A 25,376-nucleotide genomic window follows, 5' to 3' on the forward strand; every position below is an offset into this window, starting at 1 on the left:
GCAGGATGGGCGCGTGCCCACTCCCGTGAAGACCATCGAACACGTCGTCGCCGATCTTTCGCTCGCGGAAGCCGGTCGTCACCAGATCCGCCTCGCCGAGAACGAGATGCCGGGTCTGATGGCCCTCCGCGAGGAGTACGGCGACTCCCGGCCCCTCGCCGGAGCGCGGATCGCCGGTTCGCTGCACATGACGGTGCAGACGGCGGTCCTCATCGAGACGCTCGTCGCCCTCGGCGCGCAGGTGCGGTGGGCGAGCTGCAACATCTTCTCCACCCAGGATGAGGCGGCGGCAGCGGTCGTCGTCGGTCCGGGCGGCACCGTCGCCGAGCCCGCCGGCGTGCCGGTGTTCGCGTTCAAGGGCGAGACCCTCGAACAGTACTGGGAGCTCGCCGATCGCATCTTCGACTGGTCGGACGAGGGCTTCGACGGGCCGAACCTGATCCTCGACGACGGCGGCGACGCCACCCTCCTCGTTCACAAGGGTGTCGAGTTCGAAGCCGCCGGTGCTGTTCCGGATGCCACGACGGGCGATTCGGGCGAGTACCGCATCGTCCTCGACACGCTCCGGAAGAGCCTCGCCCGCGATCCGCAGCGCTTCACCCGCCTGGCCGGGGGGCTGCTCGGTGTGACCGAGGAGACGACGACCGGTGTCCACCGCCTCTACGAGCTCCACGCCGCCGGGAAGCTGCTCTTCCCCGGCATCAACGTGAACGACTCGGTCACGAAGTCGAAGTTCGACAACAAGTACGGCATCCGCCACTCGCTGCCCGACGGCATCAACCGGGCCACGGACGTCCTCATCGGCGGCAAGGTCGCATTCGTCGTCGGCTACGGCGACGTCGGCAAGGGTGCCGCCGAGGCGCTCCGCGGCCAAGGCGCCCGCGTCATCGTGAGCGAGGTGGATCCGATCTGCGCGCTGCAGGCGGCGATGGACGGCTACCAGGTCGCACGCCTTGAGGACGTCGCCGACCAGGTCGACATCGTCATCACCGGCACCGGCAACACCCGTGTCGTCACGGTGGACCACCTCCTCTCGCTCAAGCACCTCGCGATCGTCGGCAACGTGGGCCACTTCGACGACGAGATCGACATGGCCGCCCTCGAGGCTCTGCCCGGCGTCGAGAAGATCGAGATCAAGCCGCAGGTGCACGAGTTCCGGCTGCCGACCGGGCGCAGCATCCTCGTCCTGTCCGAGGGGCGCCTGCTGAACCTCGGCAACGCGACGGGGCACCCGTCCTTCGTCATGAGTGCGTCGTTCACGAACCAGGTCCTCGCTCAGATCGAGCTCTTCACGAAGACCGACGCGTACCCGACGGGTGTGTACGTCCTGCCCAAGGCGCTCGACGAGAAGGTCGCCCGCCTGCACCTGTCGGCTCTCGGCGTGCGGCTGACGCAGCTCACCGACGAGCAGGCCGCCTACATCGGCGTACCCGTCGAAGGCCCCTACAAGCTCGACCACTACCGATACTGACGCCGACACGCCCGAGCGCATTTTCTTTTGAATGGATCAAAAGAGCGCGTAGGCTGATCGCATGACCGACCTCGCCGCAGACCCTGCCGTCGCGCTCCGCGATGCCGGGCTCCGGGTGACGGAATCGCGGCTCGCGGTGTTCGCCGCCCTCGCCGCCCATCCGCACGCGAGCGCCGACGCGGTGTTCGCCGACGTGGCGGGCGAACTCCCCAAGGCGAGCCGTCAGTCGGTCTACAACGCGCTGAACGACTTCGCGGATGCCGCGCTCGTCCGCCGCATCGAGCCCGCCGGTCAACCCATGCTGTTCGAGCTGCGCGTCGACGACAACCACCACCACCTCGTGTGCACGTCCTGCGGCCGCGTCCAGGACGTCGACTGCGCCGTCGGCGTCGCGCCATGCCTGCATCCGTCGGACGATCACGGCTTCCGGATCGCCTCCGCCGAGGTCACCTACTGGGGTCTCTGCGGCGCGTGCGCCGCCGAGGCCGCCGCCTGAACCCATCCGCCCTCTTTCACCACCCCGAACGGAAGGATCACCATGAGCGACCGTGACCCCCAGGCCGAGCCCCTCGGCGCCGAGGCCACCGACGTCGACCACGCCGTCACCCCCATCGACACCCCGGTCGATGAGCGCGGCGACGGCGAGACGCGGCCGCGGGAGAACACCGCCGACGCCTGCCCCGTCATCCACGCGGCACCCGGCGCCGACCGTGCGAACCACGGCGGCCAGCCGCATCCCACCGTCGGCACCGCCAACCAGGTGTGGTGGCCGAATCAGCTGAACCTCCGCATCCTCAAGAAGAACCCGGCCGTCGGCAACCCGGTCGGCGAGGACTTCGACTACAAGGCCGCCTTCGAGAGCCTCGACCTCTTCGCCGTGAAGGCCGACATCGCCGCCGTCCTCACCACGTCGCAGGACTGGTGGCCCGCCGACTTCGGCAACTACGGCCCGCTCATGATCCGCATGGCCTGGCACTCCGCCGGCACCTACCGCGCGACCGACGGTCGCGGCGGCGGCGGCACCGGCCAGCAGCGTTTCGCACCCCTCAACAGCTGGCCCGACAACGTCAACCTCGACAAGGCTCGACGCCTGCTGTGGCCCGTCAAGAAGACCTACGGCCAGGCGCTCTCGTGGGGCGACCTCATGATCCTCGCCGGCAACGTCGCGCTCGAGACCATGGGCTTCGAGACCTTCGGCTTCGGCGGCGGACGCCCCGACGTCTGGGAGCCGGACGACGACGTGTACTGGGGCCCTGAGACCACGTGGCTCGCCGACGAGCGCTACAGCGGCGACCGCAACCTCGAGAAGCCCCTCGCGGCGGTCCAGATGGGTCTCATCTACGTGAACCCCGAGGGTCCCAACGGCGAGCCCGACCCGCTGAAGTCCGCTCGCGACATCCGCGAGACCTTCGGCCGCATGGGCATGGACGACGAGGAGACCGTCGCCCTCATCGCCGGTGGCCACACCTTCGGCAAGACCCACGGCGCCGCCCCCGACACGAACGTCGAGGACAACCCCGAGGCCGCCGGCCTCGAGCAGCAGGGTCTCGGCTGGAAGAACAACCACGGCACGGGCAAGGGCGACGACACCATCACGTCGGGACTCGAGGTCACGTGGACCTACCACCCGACCCGCTGGGACAACGAGTTCTTCCACATCCTGTACGCCTACGACTGGGAGCTCATGACGAGCCCCGGCGGCGGTCACCAGTGGCGCCCGAAGAACGGCGCCGGTGCCGACATGGTGCCGCTGGCGCACTCCGACGGTCGTCGCGAGCCGCGCATGCTGACGAGCGATCTGGCCCTGCGGATGGACCCGGCCTACGACGCGGTCTCGCGCCGTTTCAAGGACGACCCCGTCGCCTTCGGTGACGCGTTCGCCCGCGCCTGGTTCAAGCTGACGCACCGCGACATGGGCCCCGTCGCGCGGTACCTCGGGCCCGAGGTCCCGCAGGAGGAGCTCATCTGGCAGGACCCGGTGCCCGCCGTGGACCACGCGCTGATCGACGACGCGGATGCCGCTGCGCTCAAGGAGCGCATCCTCGCCACCGGTCTCACGGTCGCCCAGCTCGTCTCGACGACATGGGCTGCAGCATCCACCTTCCGTGGCAGCGACAAGCGCGGCGGCGTCAACGGCGCCCGCATCCGCCTCGCGCCGCAGAAGGACTGGGAGGTCAACAACCCCGAGCAGCTGCAGCACGTCCTCGCCGCGCTCGAGGGTGTGAAGGCCGACTTCGACGCCGAGCAGACCGGCGGCATCAAGGTCTCGCTCGCCGACCTCATCGTGCTCGCGGGCAACGCGGGCGTCGAGAAGGCCGCGAAGGATGCCGGAGTCGACGTCACCGTGCCGTTCCGTCCGGGCCGCACCGACGCGTCGCAGGAGCAGACCGACGAGCTGTCGTTCGGCTACCTCGAGCCGGTCGCCGACGGATTCCGCAACTACTACGGACCGAACGCGTTCCTCCCGGCGGAGCACCACCTCATCGACAAGGCGAACCTGCTGACCCTCAGCGCTCCCGAGATGACGGTGCTCGTGGGCGGCCTGCGCGCACTGGGCGCGAACTGGGACGGTTCGTCCCACGGCGTGTTCACCGGCCGACCGGGCGTGCTCACGAACGACGTGTTCGTGAACCTGCTCGACCTCGGCTCGACCTGGACGCCGCTCGACCCCGGCTCGCACGCCTTCCGCGGCACCACGGCGGACGGTTCGCAGATCGGCGTCGGCACCCGCGCCGACCTCGTGTTCAGCTCGAACTCGGAGCTCCGCGCGATCGCCGAGGTCTACGCCTCGGACGACGCCGCTGAGAAGTTCGTCCGCGACTTCGTCGCCGCCTGGACGAAGGTCACCGAGCTCGACCGGTTCGACCTGCACGCCTGACCGGCGCTGCCGTCACGACGCACGGCCCCTCCTTCACGGGAGGGGCCGTGCGTCGTCCGGGCGGGACCGGCCGCACGTCGGTTACTGTGGACTCACCCGTGGGCGGAGCACCGGCATCCGCCACCCTTGAAGGACGACATCGGCTCTATGACATCGCGCATCCTGGTGGTCGACGACGACACCGCCCTGGCAGAGATGATCGGCATCGTGCTGCGCACCGAAGGCTTCGACGTCGCCTTCTGCGCGGACGGTGCGGCTGCCGTTGACGCGTGGCGCGACGAACGCCCCGATCTGATCCTGCTCGACCTCATGCTGCCGGGGATGGACGGCATCGAGGTGTGCACGCGGGTGCGCGCCGAATCCGGCGTGCCCATCATCATGCTGACCGCTCGCACCGACACCGCCGACGTGGTGCGGGGACTCGAATCGGGCGCCGACGACTACATCGTCAAGCCGTTCAACCCGAAGGAACTCGTCGCCCGCATCCGCACCCGGCTGCGACCGACCGCCGAGGCCCAGTCCGAGAATCTGCGGATCGGCGACCTCACGGTCGACGTCGCCGCTCACGAGGTGCGCCGCGCGGACGGGGTCATCGCCCTCACCCCGCTCGAGTTCGAGCTGCTCGTCGCCCTCGCCTCGAAGCCGCAGCAGGTCTTCACCCGCGAGATGCTGCTCGAGCAGGTCTGGGGCTACCACTACAAGGCCGACACGCGCCTCGTGAACGTCCACGTCCAGCGCTTGCGGGCGAAGGTCGAGCGCGACCCCGACAACCCGCAGATCGTGACGACGGTGCGCGGCGTGGGGTATCGCGCCGGCGCGGCCGTGTGACCGGGCGGAGCATCCGATCGTGTCGGTGACGGCGCGCACCGGCACCCACACGGTCGTCCCGCCCTGGCGGGACTGGAAGTCGTGGCAACGCCGCATCCGCTTCCTGTGGCGCCGATCCCTGCGCTTCCGCACCCTGTCGGTCACCCTGACGCTCACGGCCTTGACGATCCTCGTCGCGCTCGTGTGGATGTCGCTCGCCATCCTCACCGATCTGTACGAGTCCCGCGCCGAGCAGGTGCAGGATGCCGCGCAGCGCGCCACGCAGGCCGCGCAGAGCACGTTCGACGCGGCCGTCGTCGACAGTGACGAGGTGGCGCTCCAGGTGCTCATGGATGAGGTGCGCCGCGAGATCCTGTCTCGCCAGGCGGGGACGTCGATGCTCGCGGTCTTCCGCATCGACGACGAACCTTCGGCGATCGCGCCGCAGAACTTCGAGTCCGGCGGGCTCGAGGAGTCGATGATCTCGCCCGAGCTGCGCGAGAGCGTGCGGCTGTCGGCCGACCGGCAGTGGTGGCAGTCGATCGGCATCCCCGAATCCGACGGCGGCGAGACGCCCGGTATCATCGTCGGGCAGCAGCTCATCGTTCCCGAAGCAGGCGCGTACGAGGTCTACTTCGCGTACGACCTCGGCTCGGAGGCGCAGACCCTGCAGTTCGTCCAGGTCACCCTCTGGGTGGTCGGGCTCGCGCTCCTCGTCCTGATCGGCGGCATCTCGCTCTTCGTCCTCCGGTCGGTGACGGTCCCCATCGCGCAGGCGGCGGAGACGAGCGCGAAGCTCGCGGCGGGCGATCTCGCCGTGCGACTCCCCGTCCGGGGCGAGGACGAGTTCGCGACGCTCGGCCGCTCCTTCAACGCGATGGCCGACAGCATCGAGGGCCAGATCAAGGAACTCGCCGAGCTCTCCCTCGTCCAGCAGCGGTTCGTGTCCGACGTCTCGCACGAGCTGCGGACGCCGTTGACGACCATCCGTCTCGCGGCCGACATGATCAACGACCAGCGCGACGACTTCGACGCGTCGACGGCGCGGGCAGCGGAACTCCTCCACGCCCAGGTTCAGCGGTTCGAGGTCCTTCTCGCGGACCTCCTCGAGATCAGCCGCTACGACGCGGGGTCGGTGCAGCTCGAGGTCGAGCCGACGAGCCTCGCCCACCTGGCCGAGGACACGATCGAGTCGATGGCCCAGCTCGCCGAGCAGCACGGCAGCGACGTCCGACTCGTCGCCCCCGGCGGCTACTCGCCGGTCGAGATGGACCCGCGCCGCATCCGCCGGATCGTCCGCAACCTTCTGGGCAACGCCATCGAGCACGGTGAGGGCAGGCCGATCGTGGTGACCGTCGACAGCGACCAGCGCGCCGTGGCGCTGGGGGTGCGCGACTTCGGACTCGGCATGAGCGAGGCCGACACCGAGCGCGTCTTCGACCGCTTCTGGCGTGCGGATCCCTCGCGACGCCGCACGATCGGCGGAACCGGACTCGGCCTGTCGATCGCTCTCGGCGATGCTCGCCTGCACGGCGGCACCCTCGAGGTGTGGTCGGAGCTCGGCGGCGGGAGCCACTTCGTCCTCACCCTGCCGCGCCGCGTGGGGGAGCACCTCTCCGGCGGCTCACCGATCGAGCTCGACCCGCGCGACGACGCAGCGCTCGGGAACCTCGGACTGACCCAGCCGATCACCCTGCCCCCGCGGGAGGAGACCCCATGACCCTTCGTCGCGGACTCGCCACTGCGGTCGCGGTGATCCTCGCCTTCGCCCTGTCGGCCTGCGCCGGTCTGCCCGTCGGCGGCCCCGTCCACGTGGGCAAGGCGATCGACGAGGTCGAGGGCCCGCCGGACTTCTCCTACGTCCCCGACGGGCCCGGGCGCGACGCGACGCCCCAGCAGATCGTCGAGGGGTTCATCGCGGCAGGCTCGGGACCTCGGGGCAATTGGGAGGTCGCCCAAGAGTTCCTCACGAGTTCGTTCAAGCAGAAGTGGCAGCCGCAGGCGGGCGTCACCGTGTACACCCCCGGGGAGAGCTCGATCTCCTCGCCGGCCGACGACGAGATCGTCTTCACGGTGCAGCCCGTCGCCAACGTCGACGCCACCGGCTCGTACCAGCCCGCCGAGGCGGGTCGCATCCCGTTCACCTTCTCGCTCGAGAAGGAGCGGGGGCAGTGGCGCATCTCGCAGGCGCCCGACGGCATCGTCCTCGACGCGAACCGCTTCGGGTCGGTGTTCCAGAGCTACGACCTGTCCTACTTCGATCCGTCCTGGCGGGTGCTGATCCCCGACGTGCGCTGGTTCCCCTCGACCAACCCGGCCACGCGCATCACCGCGGCGCTCGTCTCCGGCACGCAGAGTCCCTGGCTCGGCGAGTCCGTGCGTTCGGCGTTCACGGGCGAGGTGACCCTCACCCAGCCGTCCGTGCCCGTCGAGTCCGGCATCGCGCAGATCTCCTTCGATCCGTCCATCCGCGACCTCTCCCGCGAGACTCTGGCCCGCATGAAGGCTCAGCTCGACGCGAGCCTGGCGGGGGCCGGCATCCTCGACGTGCAGATGCTCGTCGGCGACGAACCCCTCGACGTGACGGCACGCACGACCCGGTCGACCGCGGTCGACACCCGACCCCTCGTCCTGAAGAACGGCACGTTCGGGTTCCTCTCCGGCAGTGACATCGACCAGGTGGTCGGTTTCGGCGAGGCGTTCTCCGAGGTCGAGGCCGAGGCGGTCGAGACGGATGCCGCGCGCACGACGGCGGCGGTGCGGACCCGTTCGGGGGCGATCCTCCGCGTGGACTCCGACGGCACCCGGACCGAACTCGACACGCGCCCGGGGATGACCGCGCCGTCCATCGACCCCTACGGATACATCTGGACCGTCCCGGGTGATCAGCCGACCGAGGTCGTCGCGTACGGCCGTGACGGCAGTGCGCAGAAGATCCCCGCCGGCTGGGTCGGCGCCGCCGGGGTGACGGCGATGCGGGTCTCGCGCGACGGCGCCCGCGTGGCGGCACTGGTCCGCGCCGGAGGGCGGTGGTCCGTCTGGGTCGCCGGGATCATCCGCGACAAGGACGGCGCCCCCACGTCCATCGGCGACCCTCTCGTCGTCGCGAACATCGGCGGTCGGGGGATCGACCTCACCTGGATCGACGGTTCCACGGTGGCTCTCGTGTTCGCGGACGGTCAACAGCGCGTCGTGCGCGAGCAGACGGTCGGCGGGCTGGGCACCGAGGTGCGTGCGCCCGACGGCGTCGTGGCGATCGCCGGCGGCAACCAGAGCGGCAGCGTCCGGCTGCTCACGAAGGACGGCAGCCTGTACGTGCAGCGTGGATCGTGGCAGGTGCTCGCCGCCGACGTGAGCGTGCTGGCGGTGCAGCAGGGTCAGCCCGGCTGACACCTCCTCCTCCCCAGGCGCCCGCGGCGCCACCCGTCTCCGCGGGTGACGATGGAAGAGCCCCCGTGCTCCGGCACCGGAAGCACGATGGCGGGATGCCGCATCCCGCCGTCACCGGTTCGCCGTCTCGCCTGCGTCTCGCCCTCGACGAGGCGCTCTGCGTGGTCTTCCCGGTTTCGTGCGCAGGGTGCGACCTGCCCGATCAGACCCTCTGCGAGGGATGCCAGGAGGAGGTGAACCCCGTTCCGCGGTCGCGACGGCTCCCGAGCGGACTCGAGGTGCGGAGCGCCCTCGTGTTCGAGGGGGTCGCTGCCCGCGTCATCCGGGCGTTCAAGGAGGACGGCAGGACCGGGCTCACCCGGCCGCTCGGTGCGGCGTTGCGGAGCGCGTGGCCGGCGGGTGTCGACGCGGTGCCGGTGGCGGTCCCCGCGAGCCGGGTGTCGCTTCGCCGACGCGGGTACGCGCCGGTGGACCTCCTGTGCCGCCGGGCCGGTTGGCGGCCGTTCCCGCTGCTGTCGGTTGCACGGGCGACGGCGGATCAACGCGTGCTCAGCCGCGCCGAGCGCGCGGCCAACCTGGCGGGCGCGATGAGCGTGCGGGCGGGTGCGGCGCGTCGACTGGAGCGCCGGTCCGTCGTGCTGATCGACGACGTGGTGACGACGGGGGCGACCCTGGACGAGGCGGCTCGGGCACTCAGGGTGCGGGGGATCACGGTGGCGGGGGCGGTGACGGTCGCCGCGACGCCCCTCCGCCGCGCCATAGGCGGCTGAGTGGCGATTCATCGTGATCAGGTCGTGACACGCGGCGGGTGTGGCACTACGGTGGGGGGACACAAGGCGAACCGAGGTCCGCCCTTGACCGGGTGGACCGGAACAAGGAGGTCACGATGGAGATCAGTATCGTCGGCGTGGGAGTGAGCGTCAGCGACCGATTCCGCTCCGTTGTCGAGGAGAAGTCCGCCCGCATCGAGCACCTTTCCCCCCGGGCCCAGCGGCTCGACATCAAGGTGACGCATCGCAGTTATCACAACGGTGGTCGTGAGGACGAGACCGTCGAGGTCACCCTCACCGGCAAGGGTCCCGTCGTCCGCGCCGAGGCGGTGGACGGCGACAAGTTCGCCGCTCTCGATCTCGCCATGACCAAGCTCGGCGAGCAGATCCGCCGGGCGAAGGAGAAGCGCGTCGACCTCCGCAACCACCCCCGCGGCGCCAAGCTCGAGAAGGGCACCGGGACGCTCCAGGGCATCGACGTGCAGCCCGCCTCGGTCGACGTCATCCGCGCCGTGGCGACCGGTGAAGTGCCGATCATTACGGGCGCCGAGGACGAAGAGGAGTACACCCCCGTCGTCATCCGCACCAAGCGGTTCGACCCCGAGTGGATGACGGTGGAAGACGCCGTCGACCGGATGGAACTCGTCGGTCACGACTTCTTCCTCTTCATCGATGCCCGCACCGACCAGCCGAGCGTCGTCTACCGCCGCAAGGGCTGGGACTACGGCGTCATCTCCCTGACCACCACGGCCGCACCGGCGGAGCTCGCCTCCTGACCTGACACGACCTGACGGGAGAGGGTGGATGCCGCGCGGCATCCACCCTCTCTTCGTTTCCGTGGCGGGGAGTCTCAGTCGGCCGCGAGCGCAGCCAACACGCCGTCGCTGAACGGCGGCCACGCGTCGGCGGCCCACGGGCCGAACGGGCGATCGGTGAGCGCCACGAGCGCCGCGCCGGCTCGGGGGTCGACCCACAGGAACGTCCCGGCCTGACCGAAATGCCCGAACGTCTCGGGGGAGTTCTGCGATCCCGTCCAGTGCGGGCTCTTGGTCCCGCGGATCTCGAGTCCCAGGCCCCAGTCGTTCTCCGCCTGCTGTCCGAAGCCCGGCAGCACGCCGCGTCGGCCGGGGAACGACACCCCCGTCGCGCGGTCGAGCGTCGCGGGATCGAGGAGGCGTGGCCGCTGCAGCTCCGCCGCGAAGAGGGCGAGGTCAGCGCTCGTCGAGGAACCGCCCGCCGCGGCGGAATCGCCGATCGTCGTGTGCGACATCCCGAGCGGTGCGAACACCGCCTCGTGCGCGTAGGCGTCGAAGGCGATGCCGGTCTCGGATTCGAGAAGGTCGGCGAGCACCTCGAAGCCCGTGTTCGAGTAGAGGCGTCGTTCGCCGGGGGCGGCGCGGAGTTCCGACGACGAGAAGTCGTACCCGGCCGTGTGGGCCAGAAGGTGCTCGACGGTCGCTCCAGGGGGCCCCGCGGGCTGGTCGAGCGCCAGGGCGCCCTCCTCGACGGCGACGAGCGCCGCGTAGGCGCTCAGCAGTTTCGTGACGGAGGCGAGTCGGTAGACGCGATCCTGATCGCCGGCGGATGCCGCGACGGCACCGTCCGCGGTGACGACCGCGACCGAGGCGTGGGGGACGTCCCAGTCCTGCGAGGCGGCGACCGCCTCGTCGAGCGCCGTCATCAGTCGAACATGCCGTCGAGCAGGCCGCCGATCACGAGCCCGCCGAGCAGGCCGCCGGCGAGGCTGCCCCCGCCCATGCCACCGCCCATGCCGCGGCCGCCGTACCCGCCGCCGGAGCCCCAGTCGTCCGGTCGCGAGGAGTCGATGTCGCGCTGGGCGAGCTGCAGGGCCTCGCCGGCGAGGTGAGCGGCGCGGCGGGCGAGCGACATCGCCTCGTCGCGGTCGTCCTCGTCGATCGGCCCCGCGTAGCGCACGAGATCGCCTCGGACGCGTTCGGCTTCGGCGAGGCGCGTGCGCGCGTCCGCGCCGATCCAGCCGCGGTGGCCCGAGATGACGCTGCGCGCGACGCCGATCTGCCGGTCGGCGTCGTCGATGGCGTGGTGCACGTGGGCTTCGGAGGGCACGGGACGCGCCGCGCGCTCGCGCGCCTTGTCGACGGCGGCGTCGAGCGCCGCATTGGCCGTGCGCAGCCGGGTGAGTTCGGCGAACGGGTCGGGCTTGCTGCCGGCGGGCGTCAGCGACCGGAGCGCCGCCTCGAGGTTGGCGGCGGCCGCAGCCACGGCGGGTGTCGACAGCAGCGGCTGCGCCACGATCAGGTCGTCCCGGGAGTCGTCGACGATCGCGGCGAGCGTCGACTCCGCACGCAGCGCCTCGATCTCGAAGGTGTCGACGGCCTCGACGAGGGTGCCGGCACGGCGTGACGCCTCGATCGCGGTCTCGAGTGCGAGGTTGGCCTGTTCGCGCTGGCCGGCGTCGCGGCGACGCTCCGACACCTCCGAGCTGTGCTCAGCGAAGTCGAGGAGCTGGGCTGCTTCCGCGGCGTTGCCGAGGACCGTCCGCATCGCGGCATCCGAGTAGCGCGTCGACAGGCGCTCGAGGCTCGCCGTGAGGGCCGGGAGCCGCTCGCGCAGTCGAGCCACGTCGCTGCGGATCCCGGCGATGATCTCGGGTGCGCGACGGGCGCGGGCGATGGCTTCGGCGAGAGATTCGGTGCGGTCGTCCAGCAGGTCCTCGGCCCACTCGCACAGCTGCACGATGCGGGCGTTGCGGGTGCGGAGCTCCTCGGGGGTGTCGGGGATCTCGTCGTGGTTGAGCTGATGCAGCTGGAACGCCTCGCCCATGTGCTGACGCACGGCGGCCAGCGCGTCTCGGAGGTCCTTGGTGGCGTCGCGACCCAGCTCGATCTCGGCGTACGCGAGTTCGTCGTCCGTCACGCGGATGCGCTCGTCGGCGGCGACGAGGGCAGCGCCGGCCTTCCGACTGAGTTCGGCATCCTGTGCCTCGATCTCCGCGTCTTCGCGCTTGCGTCTTCCCCAGAATCCCGCCATGCGCCCGATCTTACGGGCCGGGGGCGCTGCGGCGGCGTTCGGCGGGGGATGCCGCGACCTCCAGCAACCTCGTAGGTCACGGGCGGATAACATGGCGGTGTATGTCTGCGCGTCCCGCGCACCGGCATCCCGACATCGCTCGTCGGAATGCCGAATCGACAGATGGAGATCCTCCGTGGCGAACCCCCTCGAGAAACTGCTTCGTGCCGGTGAAGGCCGCGTTCTGCGCAGGCTGCAGCAGGTCGTGAAGGCCGTGTCGGCCCTCGAAGAGGACTACGCGCACCTCACCGATGAGGAGCTCCGCGGCGAGACCGCCGAGCTGCGCGCCCGTTACGAAGCGGGGGAGAGCCTCGACAAGCTCATGCCCGAAGCCTTCGCCGCCGTCCGCGAGGCCGCGAGTCGCACCCTCGGCCAGCGTCCCTACGACGTTCAGGTCATGGGCGGCGCGGCCCTCCACCTCGGCAATATCGCCGAGATGAAGACGGGTGAGGGCAAGACGCTGACCGCGGCGCTGCCCGCCTACCTCAACGCCATCGCCGGCAAGGGCGTGCACGTCATCACGGTGAACGACTTCCTCGCCTCGTACCAGTCCGAGCTGATGGGGCGCGTGTACCGAGCCCTCGGCATGACCACCGGCACGGTCGTGTCGGGTCAGGACCCCGAGGTGCGCCGGCAGCAGTACGAGGCCGACATCACGTACGGCACGAACAACGAGTTCGGCTTCGACTACCTGCGCGACAACATGGCGTGGCGGAGCGAAGACCTCGTCCAGCGCGGCCACTTCTACTGCATCGTCGACGAGGTCGACTCGATCCTCATCGACGAGGCGCGTACGCCGCTCATCATCTCGGGCCCTTCGTCGGGTGAGGCGAACCGCTGGTTCACCGAGTTCGCGAAGATCGCGCGCACCCTCGAGGCGGGCGTCGACTTCGAAGTCGATGAGAAGAAGCGCACCATCGGCGTGCTCGAGCCCGGCATCGAGAAGGTCGAGGACTACCTCGGCATCGACAACCTGTACGAGTCGGCGAACACGCCCCTCATCTCCTTCCTCAACAACTCGATCAAGGCGCTCGCCCTGTTCAAGCGCGACACCGACTACGTCGTGATGAACGGCGAGGTCATGATCGTCGACGAGCACACCGGGCGCATCCTGGTCGGTCGTCGCTACAACGAGGGCATCCACCAGGCCATCGAGGCGAAGGAGGGCGTCGCGGTCAAGGCCGAGAACCAGACCCTCGCGACCGTCACCCTGCAGAACTACTTCCGTCTGTACGAGAAGCTCTCGGGCATGACCGGTACCGCCGAGACCGAGGCCGCCGAGTTCATGTCGACCTACAAGCTCGGCGTCGTCCCGATCCCCACCAACAAGCCGATGATCCGCAAGGACCAGTCCGACCTCGTCTACAAGAACGAGCAGGCGAAGTTCGCGCAGGTCGTCGAGGACATCGCCGAGCGGCACGCGTCGGGCCAGCCGGTGCTCGTGGGAACCGTCAGCGTCGAAAAGAGCGAGTACCTGTCGCGCCTCCTCGCGAAGAAGGGGATCAAGCACGAGGTCCTCAACGCGAAGAACCACGCACGCGAAGCCGAGATCGTCGCCCGTGCCGGCCGGTACGGCGCCGTCACGGTCGCGACCAACATGGCCGGTCGTGGGACCGACATCATGCTCGGCGGCAACGCCGAGTTCCTCGCCGTGTCGGAGATGAAGGCGAAGGGCCTCGACCCCGTCGAGACGCCGGACGAGTACCAGTCCGCCTGGGAGGACGTCTACGGCGCCGTCAAGGAGAAGGTCCAGGAGGAGGCCGACCGCGTCGTCGAGGCTGGTGGGCTCTACGTGCTCGGCACCGAGCGCCACGAGTCCCGTCGCATCGACAATCAGCTGCGCGGTCGCTCGGGACGTCAGGGCGACCCGGGCGAGAGCCGCTTCTACCTGTCGCTGACCGACGACCTCATGCGCCTGTTCCAGTCCGGCGCGGCAGAGGCCATCCTCGCCCGCACGAACTTCCCCGACGACGTGGCCATCGAGTCGACGATGGTCTCGCGGGCGATCAAGAGCGCGCAGTCCCAGGTCGAGGCCCGCAATGCCGAGATCCGCAAGAACGTCCTCAAGTACGACGACGTCCTCAACCGTCAGCGCGAGGCGATCTACGCCGACCGTCGCCAGATGCTCGAAGGCGACGACCTCTCGTCCCGCGTCGAGCACTTCATCGAGGACGCCATCGCGGCGATCATCGACGAGCACACCGGCTCGGGGCACAACGAGAGCTGGGACTTCGACGCCATGTGGGCGGAACTCAAGACGCTCTACCCCGTGGGGGTGACGATCGACGAGGTCGTCGCCGAAAGCGGCAGCAAGGGCAAGGTGACGCCCGAGCTCCTCAAGCGCGAACTCCTCTCGGACGCGAAGATCGCCTACCGCTCGCGCGAGGAGACGCTCGGCGAGCCGGCCATGCGCGAGCTCGAGCGTCGCGTCGTGCTACAGGTGCTCGACCGCCGCTGGCGCGACCACCTCTACGAGATGGACTACCTGAAGGACGGCATCGGCCTGCGTGCCATGGCCCAGCGCGACCCCCTCATCGAGTACCAGCGCGAGGGGTACCAGATGTTCCAGTCGATGATGGCGCAGATCAAGGAGGAGTCCGTCGGCTTCCTCTTCAACCTCGAGGTCGAGGTGCGCCAGACCGAGGGCGGCGACATCGAGGCCAAGGGTCTCGCCTCGCCCGACATCGACGCGCAGAAGCTCCAGTACACGGCGCCCAACGACGCCGGCGAGGTCGAGGTGCGCAACGAGCGCGGTCAGGTGCAGCAGGCCGCGACCAGCAAGGCCCGTCAGCGCGAGGCCGAGCAGGAAGCTCCGGCCGACGCGCCGCGGGGGGCTTTCGGGCAGCAGATGGATGCCGGTTCCGCACCGACAGACGCGGGCAACCGCGCGCAGCGACGGGCGTCCGGCAAGAAGAAGTGACGGCGAGCCGACGGGCGTCGGGCGGTCCACGGACTCGTCATTGGCCCCGTCGGCCTTCGCTATCCTGAACCGATGACCCCGCGCACCCTCGACCAGTCATCCAAGCTCAAGGACGTCCTGTACGAGATCCGCGGGGCCGCCCTGGTCGAGGCCGACCGGCTGGAGGACGAGGGTCACACGATCCTCAAGCTGAACACCGGGAATCCGGCCGTCTTCGGCTTCGAGGCACCGTTCCAGATCGTGCGCGACATGATCGAGGCGGTGCCGCGGGCGCACGGCTACTCGGATTCCCGCGGCATCATGTCGGCGCGCCGCGCCATCGTCTCGCGGTACGAGGAGGAGCCGGGCTTCCCCAAGTTCGATCCAGACGACGTCTACCTCGGCAACGGGGTCTCCGAACTCATCACGATGACGATGCAGGCCCTCCTCGACGAGGGCGACGAGGTCCTCATCCCCGCTCCGGACTACCCGCTCTGGACGGCGATGACGAGCCTGGCCGGCGGCACTCCCGTGCACTACCTCGCCGACAGCGACAATGGCTGGCAGCCCGACCTCGACGACATCCGGGCGAAGGTCACCCCGCGCACCAAGGCGATCGTCGTCATCAACCCGAACAACCCGACCGGCGCCGTCTACACGCGAGAGATCCTGCAGGGGATCGTCGAGATCGCCCGTGAACACGAGCTCCTGCTGCTCTCGGACGAGATCTACGATCGCATCCTGTTCGATGATGCGACCCACATCCCGCTCGCCACCCTCGCCCCCGACCTGCTGTGCCTCACCTACAACGGCCTGTCGAAGACCTACCGCGTCGCGGGCTACCGCTCGGGGTGGATGGTCATCACCGGGCCCAAGAAGCACGCCTCCGGCTTCCTCGAGGGCATCCAGCTCCTCGCCTCCACCCGCCTCTGCCCCAACGTCCCCGCGCAGTTCGCCGTGCAGGCGGCGCTGTCGGGCGTGCAGTCGATCGACGCCCTCATCGCCCCCACCGGTCGGCTCCATGAGCAGCGGGATGCCGCCTGGGAGGGCCTTACCGCGATCCCCGGCATCACCTGCGTCAAGCCACACGGCGCCCTGTACGCCTTCCCCCGTCTCGACCCCGAAGTCCACGAGATCCACGACGACGCCAAGTTCGTCTACGACTTCCTCGTCGCCGAGCACGTCCTGCTGGTGCAGGGAACCGGCTTCAACTGGCCGACGCCCGACCACTTCCGCATCGTCACGTTGCCCGAAGCACGGGTGCTCACCGAAGCGATCGAGCGACTCGGCAACTTCCTCGCCTCATACCGCCAGTAACGCGTCTCACAGGAGCGCGAGCGACGTCGCGCGCCAGCGCCCGTCCCAGCCCTCGAGTCGCATCGCCACTGCGCGGGTGCGGACCGGCCCGCTCACCACGACCACCGCCTCGATGACGCCGTCTGCGGGGACGCAGGTGCGTTCGGTGAGGATGCGGTGGGCGGGGCGGACGGCGGCGATCCCGCGTGCGCTTCGTGCCCGGGCCGACAGATTCGCTCGCGTCACGAGCGCCCGATAGGCGTCCTCACCCAGCCACCGGGCGAGTTGGTCGACGTCGCGGACGCCGGCGAGGACTTCCAGGACCCCGATCGTGAGGTTCTTCACGAGCGGGAGGGGATCGGGGAGGTCGTCCGACGACGTGCGTTGCGGCGCGAAGTACTCGGCTACCTCGAGGGAGCTTCCCGACCGCGGGATGCGGTGGTCTTCAGAGACGGCGAGGGCCATGTCGATTCCTCTCGGGCGACAGGTGTCTGCGGAGCGGTGAACGGCATGAGTACAGCACACCCTCGTCGGCGGGTGGATGAGAATACTCCAACCTGTGGACAAAGTGCGCCCGGGTGTGCGAGGTGGTCTACCGTCGGCCGGGTGCGCTGGGATCGCTTCTTCGAAGACCTCGAGGACCAATTGGACTCCGAATGGGAGGCCGAGCGTGCTGCCCTCGACACCGAGGCCGAGAGACTGCGTCTGGCCCGCCTCTCGCTCTTCGAGCGGTTGACCGCTCTGACCGGTTCGACGGACGGCGACATCGTCGTCGACCTCCTCGGCGGGTCCGCCGTCACCGGTAGACCAATGGCCACCGGACCGGACTGGGTCGCCCTCGACGACGGCGCTCCCCGGGGCGCCCTCCTCGTCCCGCTGGCGGCCGTCATCGCGTTCGGCCCCTCGCACGCCGACCTCCTCCGCAGCGCGCGTGGGGGAACGCCCGGTCGTCTGCGGGAGCGGATGACGCTGGGCTTCATCCTGCGCGACCTCGCCCGGCGTCGCGTCCCGGTCACGATCCACTCCGTGGACGGTCGCGAGTACGGCGGCACGGTGGACCGGGCGGCATCCGACCACCTCGACCTCGCGCTCCACGATCGCGGCGCACCGCGGCGTGCCGATCTCGTGAGCGGCCACCGGATCGTGCCGTTCGCGGCGATCGCGGGCATCCGACTCGAATCGCCCGTGGCGCTCGCCTGACGGGTGCGGATCTACTCGCCGCCGCGGCGTCCGCGCCCCCACAGTTCGGGGAAGCTCGCCGCGTTCGATTCCCGCCACAGCGCGTGCAGACGGGCATCCTCCGCCTGGTCGTCGAGGTAGTCCTCGACGCTCGCAGCCTCGATGCGCCAGGAGGCGGGCGAGCCGAGCCGGGCGCCCCGCAGGCGGCCGTCGAGCACGAGGGCGATGACCTCGTCGACCTCCAGCTGCAGCATCTCCGCCACCTGGGAGGGCGTCAGCATACGCGCGGGCATTCCTTCGGGCATGAGGCCATTATGGGCCCGATGGCGGAACCCATCCGGAGCCTGTCCGGCTTGTGGATAATCCCGGCAGCGGCGGTGTCGGCTCGGTCACCATGACGTCATGACCACTCCCGACACCGTCCGGCCCGCGCCGCGCGCATTCTGGGCCGACGCGCGATTCCTGCTCGGGATCGCGCTGATCATCGCCTCCGTCGCAGGCGTCTGGCTCGTCGTCGCGTCGGCCCGGCAGACCGGCCCCGTCTTCGCCGCTGCCCGGACGATCGTCCCGGGACAGACCGTGACGGCCGACGACCTCCGGGTGGTCGACGTCGCATTGGGATCCGCCGGCGAGACCTATGTGTCACCGGCATCCCTGCCGCCGGGTGTCATCGCCACGCGGACGATCCTCGAGGGGGAGCTCGTCCCGCAGGCGGCCGTGGACGACGCGGACGCCGCCACGACGACCACCATCGTCATCCGGACCTCGGGCGATGTCTCCGCCTCGGTGGTGGCGGGATCGGTCGTCGAGGTGTGGGCGGCCCCGGCCGAGGACGGCGGCACCTTCGGGGAGCCTCGCATCCTCGTCCCTTCGGCGACCGTCGTCAGTGTCACGCGCGACGATGCCGTCGTGTCGGGCACGGACGTGTCTCTCGAGATCGTCATCCCGCGCGCCGACGTCGCCGAGAGCCTCGCGGCGCTCGCCGACGGCGCGAACATGTCGGTCGTGCCGGTCGCGGGGGAGGCGCAGTGAGAGTCGTCGTCGCCGTCGACGGACGCCGCGGCGAGGACCTCGCCTGTCGACTGCGGGAGGAGGATGCCGATGTGCGGGCGGTCGTCCCCGCCTCGGCGCCCGCGAATGCGGCGTTCGACGCCATGTCCGCGCCGGAGGCGGCGGAGCTCCTCGCGGAGCTGGCGCGCGCCGACATCCTCATCGTCGACGGCCGGCCGTCAGCGCTGACCACCGAGCTCGTCGCTGCGTGCGATCGGATGTCCGTCCGGATCGTGCCGCTGTCGGCCCGGACGTCGGACCGCCGCCTCGCCGCCTCCCTGGGGCTCGTGCCGCACGAGCCCGATGCGCCGGCGGCCGAGCTCCTTGCCGCGCCGTCGTCATCGGTACCGGTCGAGCCCGTCCGCGGCCGCGTCGTCACGGTGTGGGGTGCGCACGGAGCACCGGGGCGGACCACGATCGCCGTCGAGCTGGCGTGCGCGCTGTCGGGCCCGACGCGCAAGGTGGCTCTGATCGACGCGGACTCGCACGCCCCCTCGGTGGCGTTGGCCACAGGGCTGGCCGACGAGGGCCCGGGTTTCGCGGCGGCGTGCCGTCAAGCCGAACGCGGAGGACTGACGGTGGCGGAACTCAGCCGCATCTCTTCCACTCTTGGGGACGTGGACGTCCTCACGGGACTCAACCGGCCCGGCCGATGGCCGGAGCTCTCACACCCCCGCGTCCTTTCCGCGCTCGAGGCGTGTCGAGGGTGGGCGGACGAGACCGTGGTGGACATCGCCGCGCCGCTGGAGCGGGACGAGGAGATCGTGAGCGACCTGTTCGACGCTCCTCGCCGGAACGCCGCGACGCACGCCGCGCTGGAGGCCGCCGATGTCGTCGTCGCCGTCGTCGCCGCCGACCCCGTCGGGGTGTCGCGGTTCGTCCGCGCCTGGCCGGACCTGCGTGCGGCGTCGGGCACCACCCCCGTCCGCGTCGTGGTGAACAAGATCCGCGCCGCGGCTCTCGGCGTCGACGCACGCGGGCAGGTGCGGCGCACGCTCGAGCGCTACACCGGCGTGACGGAGGTGTCCTTCGTGCCCTGGGATGCCCGGGGAACGGATGCCGCCATGCTCGCCGCGCGGCCCATCGCCCACGTCGCACCGCGCTCGGCGGTGCCGGCAGCCGTGCGTCGACTCGTCGCCGAGTCCCTCGCACCCCGGACCGCCGACGAACCCGCGACGACGCGTCACTCGCTGCGTCGTCTGGCGCGGACCGCCTGACCCGGCCACCGGGGAGAGGTCGGGCGGAGGATTAGGGTGGAGGCGTGTCCACCCTCAGCGACCTCGTCTACGCCCAAGGCCGTTCCACCGCGGAGGACGTCGAATGGCTCCACCGCCTCGCAGGGGATGGTCAGTTGCTCGCCGACCTGGCGTTCGCGGACATCGTCGTGTGGGTGCCGACACCCGATGACTCGTTCATCGCGGTGGCGCACACGCGGCCGAGCGGCGCCGCCACCCTCTTCTACCGGGACATCGTCGGCGACGCCGTGCGCCCGCAGTGGCGGACGCAGGTCAAGGACGCGTTCACGCAGGTCCGGATGGTCGATTCGGCATCCCCGGACTGGTTCGAGGAGACCCCCACGCGGGTGCGGGCCGTGCCGATCGTGCGCGAGCGCGCGGGGGAGGGTCGCGAGACGCGGGTGATCGGCGTGGTGACACGTCACACCAACCTCGGCGAGGCGCGCACCCCCTCGCGCCAGCAGATCACGTTCAACGACTGCGCCGACGACCTGTTCGGCATGATCGCGTCGGCGGACTTCCCCGACCTCACCGCGCCGACCTCGCCGCGCCGAGGCGCTCCCCGCGCATCGGACGGCCTCATCCGCCTCGATGTCGACGGCATCACGACCTTCGCGAGCCCGAACGCGCTGTCCGCGTTCAACCGTCTGGGCTTCGACGACGAGCTCGAGGGCGAGTCGCTCATGCAGGTGGCGACGACGATCATGCCGGCATCCCGTCAGTTCGACGAGTCGCTCCCGATCGTGATGGCCGGTCGGGCGCCCTGGCGTGCCGACGTCGAGGCGCGGGGCGTGACGGTGTCCCTCCGCACCATCCCGCTGCGCGAGAACGGCAACCGCATCGGCGCCATCGTCCTCTGCCGCGACGTCAGCGAGATCCGGCACCAGGAGCAGGAGCTCATCACGAAGGACGCGACGATCCGCGAGATCCACCACCGGGTGAAGAACAACCTGCAGACGGTCGCCTCGCTCCTGCGCATCCAGGCGCGTCGCACGCACTCCGACGAGGGGCGCGACGCCCTCACGCAGGCCATGCGGCGCGTGAGCGCGATCGCGGTGGTCCACGACACCCTGTCGGAAGGACTGATGCAGAGCGTCGATTTCGACGATGTCTTCGAGCGCGTCCTGAAGCTCGTCGCCGAGGTGGCGGCCGCCCCCAACACGAGGGCGCGCACCGTCAAGACCGGCACGTTCGGGACTCTTCCCAGCGAGTACGCGACGCCGCTCGCGCTCGCACTGACCGAGCTCGTCACGAACGCGGTGGAGCACGGCCTCGCCGACAAGGAGGGCGAAGTCGAGATCATCGCCGAGCGCGATGAGGACCAGCTCCTGGTGCGCGTGCGCGACACCGGGGTCGGCCTTCCCGAGGGTCAGGTCGGCCGCGGTCTCGGTACGCAGATCGTGCGCACGCTCATCCAGGGAGAGCTCAGCGGAACGATCGACTGGCACACCCTGATGGGCAGTGGCACCGAAGTGACGATCGAGATCCCGATGCGATACATCGAGCGCGCGCGGGCCTGACGCCCGCGCGCGGCGACGTCAGGACGCGCGGCGGGCGCGGGCGGCGCGGCGCTTGAGGGCGCGACGCTCGTCTTCGGAGAGGCCGCCCCAGACGCCCGAGTCCTGGCCGGTCTCGAGGGCGTACTGCAGGCAGAGTTCGGTGACGGTGCACCGGGCGCAGACGGACTTCGCCTTCTCGATCTGGTCGACGGCGGGCCCGGTGTTCCCCACGGGGAAAAACAGTTCGGGGTCGACGGTCAGGCAGGCAGCTTTGTCGCGCCAATCCATAGCGGTGCTCCTAATAGGGGATCGGAAGTCGGGATGCGACGCCGGGCGACGTCGACTAACCTGGGTGGTGTGCGAGCAGATGCTCGCCCCACGCCGCTGTGGGAGCACACTTGCCCGTCAATATTCCCATGCTCGGGCATGTGAATCAAGGGTTAACGGAGTATTTCGGCGCCTCGCCGTGCCCCGGCGGCCAGGAGGAGCAGTCATCGTGCGGACCACTCGCATCGAGAGGATCGCGGCCGGCTGGCTCGCGCTCGAGGCACTCGGCATCCTGATCCTCGTGGTCTGGGAGCTCGTGGCTCTCCTTCGAGGCGACAGCGGGAGCGTGGGCAGTTCGATCGCCCTCCTGGTGCTCACCGCCGTCGGCGCGGCCGCCCTCGGGGCGTTCGCCGTCGCTGTCTGGCGCGATAGGTCGTGGGGGCGATCCGGCGGCGTCGTGGCTCAACTCCTCGTGTTGTCGATCGCCCTCGGCACCCTCACGGGTGAGGGAGCCGACACGCGTCTCGCCGCGACGATCGCCGTCCCCGCCATCGTCGGACTCGTCGTCCTCATCGCCGCCGCACGAGCGGCGGGCCGGAGGGCCCGCGACACCCCCGTCGACGAGGTCTGATCACACGCTGAGCAGACTGCGGACGCGGGCGACGTGCCCGGTCGCCTTGACGTGGTACAGCGCGTGCGCGACGGAGCCGTCCTCGTCGATGACGAAGGTCGAGCGGATGACGCCCTCGACGACCTTGCCGTAGTTCATCTTCTCGCCCCAGGCCCCGTACGCCTCGTGCACGGCATGGTCGGGGTCGCTCAACAGGTCGTAGGGGAGCGCGTCGCGCTCGCGGAAGGCCTGGAGTTTGGCGGGCTCGTCGCGGGAGATCCCGACCACCGTGTAGCCCGCGGCCTGCAGCGGCGCGACGCTGTCGCGGAAATCGCAGGCCTCGGTCGTGCAGCCCGGCGTCATCGCGGCGGGGTAGAAGAAGGCGATGAGACGCGTCCCGCGGAAGTCGGCGAGGGCGACGGTGCGGCCGTCCTGGTCGACGAGGGAGAAGTCGGGGGCGGGGGATCCGGTGGTCAGTCGCGGCATCCGTCCATTTTAGGCGCGGCGATCAGGTCGCGAACGTCGCCAGCAGCCGTTGCAGGGAATCCAGCCGCGCCGGTCCGCGCTCGCCCAGGCGTCCCTCCGCCACCGCCTCGGCGATCGCGCAATCGGGAGCGTCGGGCAGGTGCGTGCACCCGCGCGGGCACTCCTCGGCGATGGCGGCCAAATCGGTGTAGGCGCGGAGGATGTTGGCGGGGTCGACGTGTCCGAGGCCGAACGAGCGGACCCCCGGGGTGTCGATGACCCATCCGCGGCCGTTCTCACCCGCGTATCGCAGCGAGACCGCCGAGCTCGAGGTGTGACGCCCGCGTCCGGTGACCTCGTTCACGTGTCCGATCGCGCGGAGCGCATCCGGGACCAGGGCGTTCACGAGCGTGGACTTGCCGACGCCGGAGTGGCCGACGAAGACCGTCGAGTGGCCCGACAGCCGTTCGCCGATGAGATCCACGGGCATCGCGTCGCGACCGCTCGTGAAGACCTCGAGATCGTCGAGACCTTCGAAATGGCCGAGGAACGCGGTCGGATCGGCGAGGTCGGTCTTGGTGACGACGAGCATGGGATGCATCCCGGCATCCAACGCGGCTATCAGATAGCGGTCCACCAGCCGCGGCCGCGGCTCGGGGTCGGCGGCGGCGACCACGATGAGCAGCTGGTCGGCATTGGCGACGATGATCCGCTCGATGTGGTCGGTGTCGTCCGCGCTGCGGCGCAGGAGCGAGGATCGCTCTTCGATGCCGACGATGCGCGCGAGCGTGCCGTCGTCTCCGGACGTGTCGCCCACCACGCGGGCGCGGTCGCCGTTGACGATCGGCTGCTTGCGGAGCTCCCGCGCCCGGGAGGCGAGGATCTGGTGCTCGTCGGGGCCGTCCTCGTCGACGAGCACCGTGTAGCGGCCACGGTCGACGCCGAGGACGCGGGCGATCCGGGCATCGGCGTGAGCGGGTCGGCGTTTGGTGCGAGGCCGGTTGGCCTTCGGATTGGGGCGCATCCGGATGTCGGCCTCGTCGAAATCGAGGTCGTCATCGTCGTCGTCGTTGAGCCAGCTCACGCGAGCATGTCCGCCCACAGCTGGGGGAATTCGGGCATGGTCTTCGCCGTCGTCCCGATGTCGTCGACCACGACTCCCGGCACCCGGAGTCCGATGACGGCTCCGGCTGTCGCGATGCGGTGATCGTGGTGTGCGCGCCAGACGCCGCCGTGGAGCGGGCGGGGGACGATGTGGATGCCGTCCTCCCGCTCCTCCGCCTCGCCACCGAGCTCGCGGAGGTTCGCGACGAGAGCGGCGATGCGATCGGTCTCGTGACCGCGGATGTGCCCGATGCCGTGGAAGGTCGTCGGAGCATCGGCGAACGCCGCGAGGGCGAACAGGGTCGGGGTGAGCTCGCTCGCGGCCGAGAGGTCGAGGTCGACGCCCGCGATGCGGTCGCCGGAGGTGACGGTCAGCGCGCCCGCACGGCGCGAGACGTGGGCGCCCATGACGGGCAGGATGTCGGCCAGCAGGGCACCGGGCTGCGTCGAGTGGGCGGGCCATCCGGGCACGGTCACCGACCCTCCCGTCAGGATCGCCGCAGCGAGGAACGGCGCGGCGTTCGAGAGGTCGGGTTCGATCGCGACATCCTTGCCGCGGACGGGCCCGGCGGGGACGACCCACTCGTTCGGAGTCGGGTGCTCGACGTGGACACCCCGGCGGGCGAGGGCTTCGACGGTCATCTCGATGTGCGGCAGGCTCGGGAGGCGTTCGCCGTCGTGGATCAGGCGGAGTCCCACGTCGAACCGGGCCGCGGCCAGGAGCAGGCCCGAGACGAACTGGCTGGACTGGCTCGCGTCGATCGTCACCTCGCCGCCGCGGATGTGGCCATGGCCACGGACCTCGAACGGGAGCGACCAGCTTCCGGCATCATCGATGTCGGCGCCGACCTCGCGGAGGGCGTGGATCATCGCGCCCATCGGGCGGTGCATCGCGGTGGGGTGCGCCGTCACGTGCACGTCCCCGACCGCGAGACCGGCGATGGGGGAGACGAAACGCATGACCGTCCCGGCCTGACCGCAGTCGATCGTCGTTCCCCCCGTGAAGCGGGCGGGCGGGGTGACGTCGAGGTCGGGACCGAAGGGCGAGTCCCCGGGGACGGGCTCGATCGAGACGCCGAGGGCGCGCAGCGCCTCGATCATGCGCGCGGAGTCGTCGGAGTGGAGCGCGCCCGTCACAAGGCTCGGGCCGTCGGCGATCGCCGCGAGGACCAGCTCGCGGTTCGTCAGAGACTTGGACCCCGGGACGGAGACGCGCGCATGGACCGGCTCGGTCGGCGTGGGAGCCGGCCACGACCCGGACGCGGCGGTGGTGGCGGGGGAGGAAGGGGCGTCGCTCATCGCGTCCAGCCTACTGAACGGGGCGTCGCCGCCGACGAGAGCGGTGTCACGACGGTGTCTCGAATCTGCGACACCGACGCGACACGACGGCGACATCGACCCCCTCGCG

23 protein-coding genes are annotated in these 25,376 nt (G+C 70.4%); 15 read left to right on the forward strand and 8 right to left on the reverse strand.

What is annotated here, in order from left to right; genetic code table 11:
- Positions 1–13 precede the first annotated feature (13 nt).
- From ahcY to hpf, 8 genes are all read left to right on the forward strand, one after another.
- The gene (ahcY, locus tag H286_RS0101035) at positions 14–1,471 is read left to right on the forward strand and encodes an adenosylhomocysteinase (RefSeq protein WP_020096759.1); all 1,458 of its coding nucleotides are present in this window, start codon (positions 14–16) and stop codon (positions 1,469–1,471) included.
- A 61-nt stretch (positions 1,472–1,532) separates the two neighbouring features.
- Positions 1,533–1,967 carry a Fur family transcriptional regulator gene (locus H286_RS0101040; RefSeq protein ID WP_020096760.1) on the forward strand — a complete coding sequence of 145 codons (435 nt, stop codon included), beginning with the start codon at positions 1,533–1,535 and terminating at the stop codon, positions 1,965–1,967.
- A gap of 42 nt (positions 1,968–2,009) precedes the next feature.
- Positions 2,010–4,349, forward strand: a complete 2,340-nt coding sequence (gene katG, locus H286_RS0101045) for a catalase/peroxidase HPI (protein WP_020096761.1) — start codon at positions 2,010–2,012, stop codon at positions 4,347–4,349.
- Between the two features lie 147 nt (positions 4,350–4,496).
- Entirely contained in the window at positions 4,497–5,177 is a 681-nt protein-coding gene (gene mtrA / locus H286_RS0101050) for an MtrAB system response regulator MtrA (RefSeq protein ID WP_018188721.1), read from the forward strand.
- Positions 5,178–5,196: 19 nt separating this feature from the next.
- A complete protein-coding gene (gene mtrB, locus H286_RS0101055; protein ID WP_020665407.1) occupies positions 5,197–6,876 on the forward strand; it encodes an MtrAB system histidine kinase MtrB in 1,680 nt (559 codons plus the stop codon).
- Positions 6,873–8,546, forward strand: coding sequence for an LpqB family beta-propeller domain-containing protein (locus H286_RS0101060; protein WP_020096763.1), 1,674 nt, complete (start codon positions 6,873–6,875; stop codon positions 8,544–8,546). Before mtrB ends, H286_RS0101060 begins: the two co-directional genes overlap by 4 nt.
- Before the next feature lie 95 nt (positions 8,547–8,641).
- The gene (locus H286_RS0101065; protein ID WP_020096764.1) at positions 8,642–9,316 is read left to right on the forward strand and encodes a ComF family protein; all 675 of its coding nucleotides are present in this window, start codon (positions 8,642–8,644) and stop codon (positions 9,314–9,316) included.
- Between the two features lie 116 nt (positions 9,317–9,432).
- Positions 9,433–10,092, forward strand: a complete 660-nt coding sequence (gene hpf, locus H286_RS0101070) for a ribosome hibernation-promoting factor, HPF/YfiA family (protein WP_026303037.1) — start codon at positions 9,433–9,435, stop codon at positions 10,090–10,092.
- Between the two features lie 74 nt (positions 10,093–10,166).
- Here the strand turns inward: hpf and H286_RS0101075 are convergent, their stop codons facing one another.
- On the reverse strand, positions 10,167–10,997 hold the full coding sequence (locus tag H286_RS0101075; protein WP_020096765.1) for a serine hydrolase domain-containing protein: 831 nt from the start codon (positions 10,995–10,997) through the stop codon (positions 10,167–10,169).
- Positions 10,997–12,325, reverse strand: a complete 1,329-nt coding sequence (locus H286_RS0101080; protein WP_020096766.1) for a hypothetical protein — start codon at positions 12,323–12,325, stop codon at positions 10,997–10,999. Before H286_RS0101080 ends, H286_RS0101075 begins: the two co-directional genes overlap by 1 nt.
- 175 nt (positions 12,326–12,500) lie before the next feature.
- Here H286_RS0101080 and secA point away from each other — a divergent pair, with 175 nt between their 5' ends.
- Positions 12,501–15,284: a preprotein translocase subunit SecA gene (secA, locus tag H286_RS0101085; RefSeq protein ID WP_018188714.1), complete on the forward strand. Its 2,784-nt coding sequence runs from the start codon at positions 12,501–12,503 to the stop codon at positions 15,282–15,284.
- A gap of 72 nt (positions 15,285–15,356) precedes the next feature.
- On the forward strand, positions 15,357–16,580 hold the full coding sequence (locus H286_RS0101090) for a pyridoxal phosphate-dependent aminotransferase (RefSeq protein ID WP_020096767.1): 1,224 nt from the start codon (positions 15,357–15,359) through the stop codon (positions 16,578–16,580).
- Positions 16,581–16,586: 6 nt separating this feature from the next.
- On the opposite strand, the gene H286_RS0101095 is transcribed toward H286_RS0101090, so the two are convergent.
- Complete coding sequence (locus H286_RS0101095; protein ID WP_018188712.1) at positions 16,587–17,024, reverse strand: Rv3235 family protein; 438 nt, start codon at positions 17,022–17,024, stop codon at positions 16,587–16,589.
- Between the two features lie 141 nt (positions 17,025–17,165).
- On the opposite strand from H286_RS0101095, the gene H286_RS0101100 reads away from it, so the two are divergent.
- Positions 17,166–17,759, forward strand: coding sequence for a hypothetical protein (locus tag H286_RS0101100; protein WP_020096768.1), 594 nt, complete (start codon positions 17,166–17,168; stop codon positions 17,757–17,759).
- An 11-nt stretch (positions 17,760–17,770) separates the two neighbouring features.
- On the opposite strand, the gene H286_RS0101105 is transcribed toward H286_RS0101100, so the two are convergent.
- Positions 17,771–18,019 (reverse strand): helix-turn-helix domain-containing protein, encoded by a 249-nt coding sequence (locus H286_RS0101105; protein WP_020096769.1) that lies wholly within the window; start codon positions 18,017–18,019, stop codon positions 17,771–17,773.
- A gap of 121 nt (positions 18,020–18,140) precedes the next feature.
- Here H286_RS0101105 and H286_RS0101110 point away from each other — a divergent pair, with 121 nt between their 5' ends.
- From H286_RS0101110 to H286_RS0101120, 3 genes are read left to right on the forward strand one after another with little or no spacing between them, the layout of a single operon-like run.
- The gene (locus H286_RS0101110; RefSeq protein ID WP_018188709.1) at positions 18,141–18,770 is read left to right on the forward strand and encodes an SAF domain-containing protein; all 630 of its coding nucleotides are present in this window, start codon (positions 18,141–18,143) and stop codon (positions 18,768–18,770) included.
- Positions 18,767–20,005 (forward strand): AAA family ATPase, encoded by a 1,239-nt coding sequence (locus H286_RS0101115; protein WP_020096770.1) that lies wholly within the window; start codon positions 18,767–18,769, stop codon positions 20,003–20,005. The genes H286_RS0101110 and H286_RS0101115 overlap by 4 nt, the downstream gene beginning before the upstream one ends.
- Positions 20,006–20,049: 44 nt before the next feature.
- Entirely contained in the window at positions 20,050–21,543 is a 1,494-nt protein-coding gene (locus H286_RS0101120) for a sensor histidine kinase (protein WP_020096771.1), read from the forward strand.
- An 18-nt stretch (positions 21,544–21,561) separates the two neighbouring features.
- Here H286_RS0101120 and H286_RS0101125 read toward each other — a convergent pair whose 3' ends face one another.
- Positions 21,562–21,810, reverse strand: coding sequence for a WhiB family transcriptional regulator (locus tag H286_RS0101125; protein ID WP_018188706.1), 249 nt, complete (start codon positions 21,808–21,810; stop codon positions 21,562–21,564).
- A 208-nt stretch (positions 21,811–22,018) separates the two neighbouring features.
- Here H286_RS0101125 and H286_RS0101130 point away from each other — a divergent pair, with 208 nt between their 5' ends.
- A complete protein-coding gene (locus tag H286_RS0101130) occupies positions 22,019–22,420 on the forward strand; it encodes a hypothetical protein (protein ID WP_020096772.1) in 402 nt (133 codons plus the stop codon).
- On the opposite strand, the gene bcp is transcribed toward H286_RS0101130, so the two are convergent.
- Genes bcp through aroA form a run of 3 tightly spaced genes read right to left on the reverse strand, consistent with a single transcriptional unit; the run spans position 22,421 to position 25,267 of the window.
- A complete protein-coding gene (gene bcp, locus H286_RS0101135) occupies positions 22,421–22,885 on the reverse strand; it encodes a thioredoxin-dependent thiol peroxidase (protein WP_020096773.1) in 465 nt (154 codons plus the stop codon).
- Positions 22,886–22,907: 22 nt separating this feature from the next.
- On the reverse strand, positions 22,908–23,948 hold the full coding sequence (gene rsgA, locus H286_RS0101140; protein WP_020665408.1) for a ribosome small subunit-dependent GTPase A: 1,041 nt from the start codon (positions 23,946–23,948) through the stop codon (positions 22,908–22,910).
- A complete protein-coding gene (gene aroA / locus H286_RS0101145; protein WP_020096774.1) occupies positions 23,945–25,267 on the reverse strand; it encodes a 3-phosphoshikimate 1-carboxyvinyltransferase in 1,323 nt (440 codons plus the stop codon). The genes rsgA and aroA overlap by 4 nt, the downstream gene beginning before the upstream one ends.
- Between the last annotated feature and the right edge of the window lie 109 nt (positions 25,268–25,376).

The organism is Microbacterium sp. 11MF (assembly GCF_000383475.1).
In the GTDB taxonomy this organism is placed as follows: Bacteria; Actinomycetota; Actinomycetes; order Actinomycetales; family Microbacteriaceae; genus Microbacterium; species Microbacterium aquilitoris.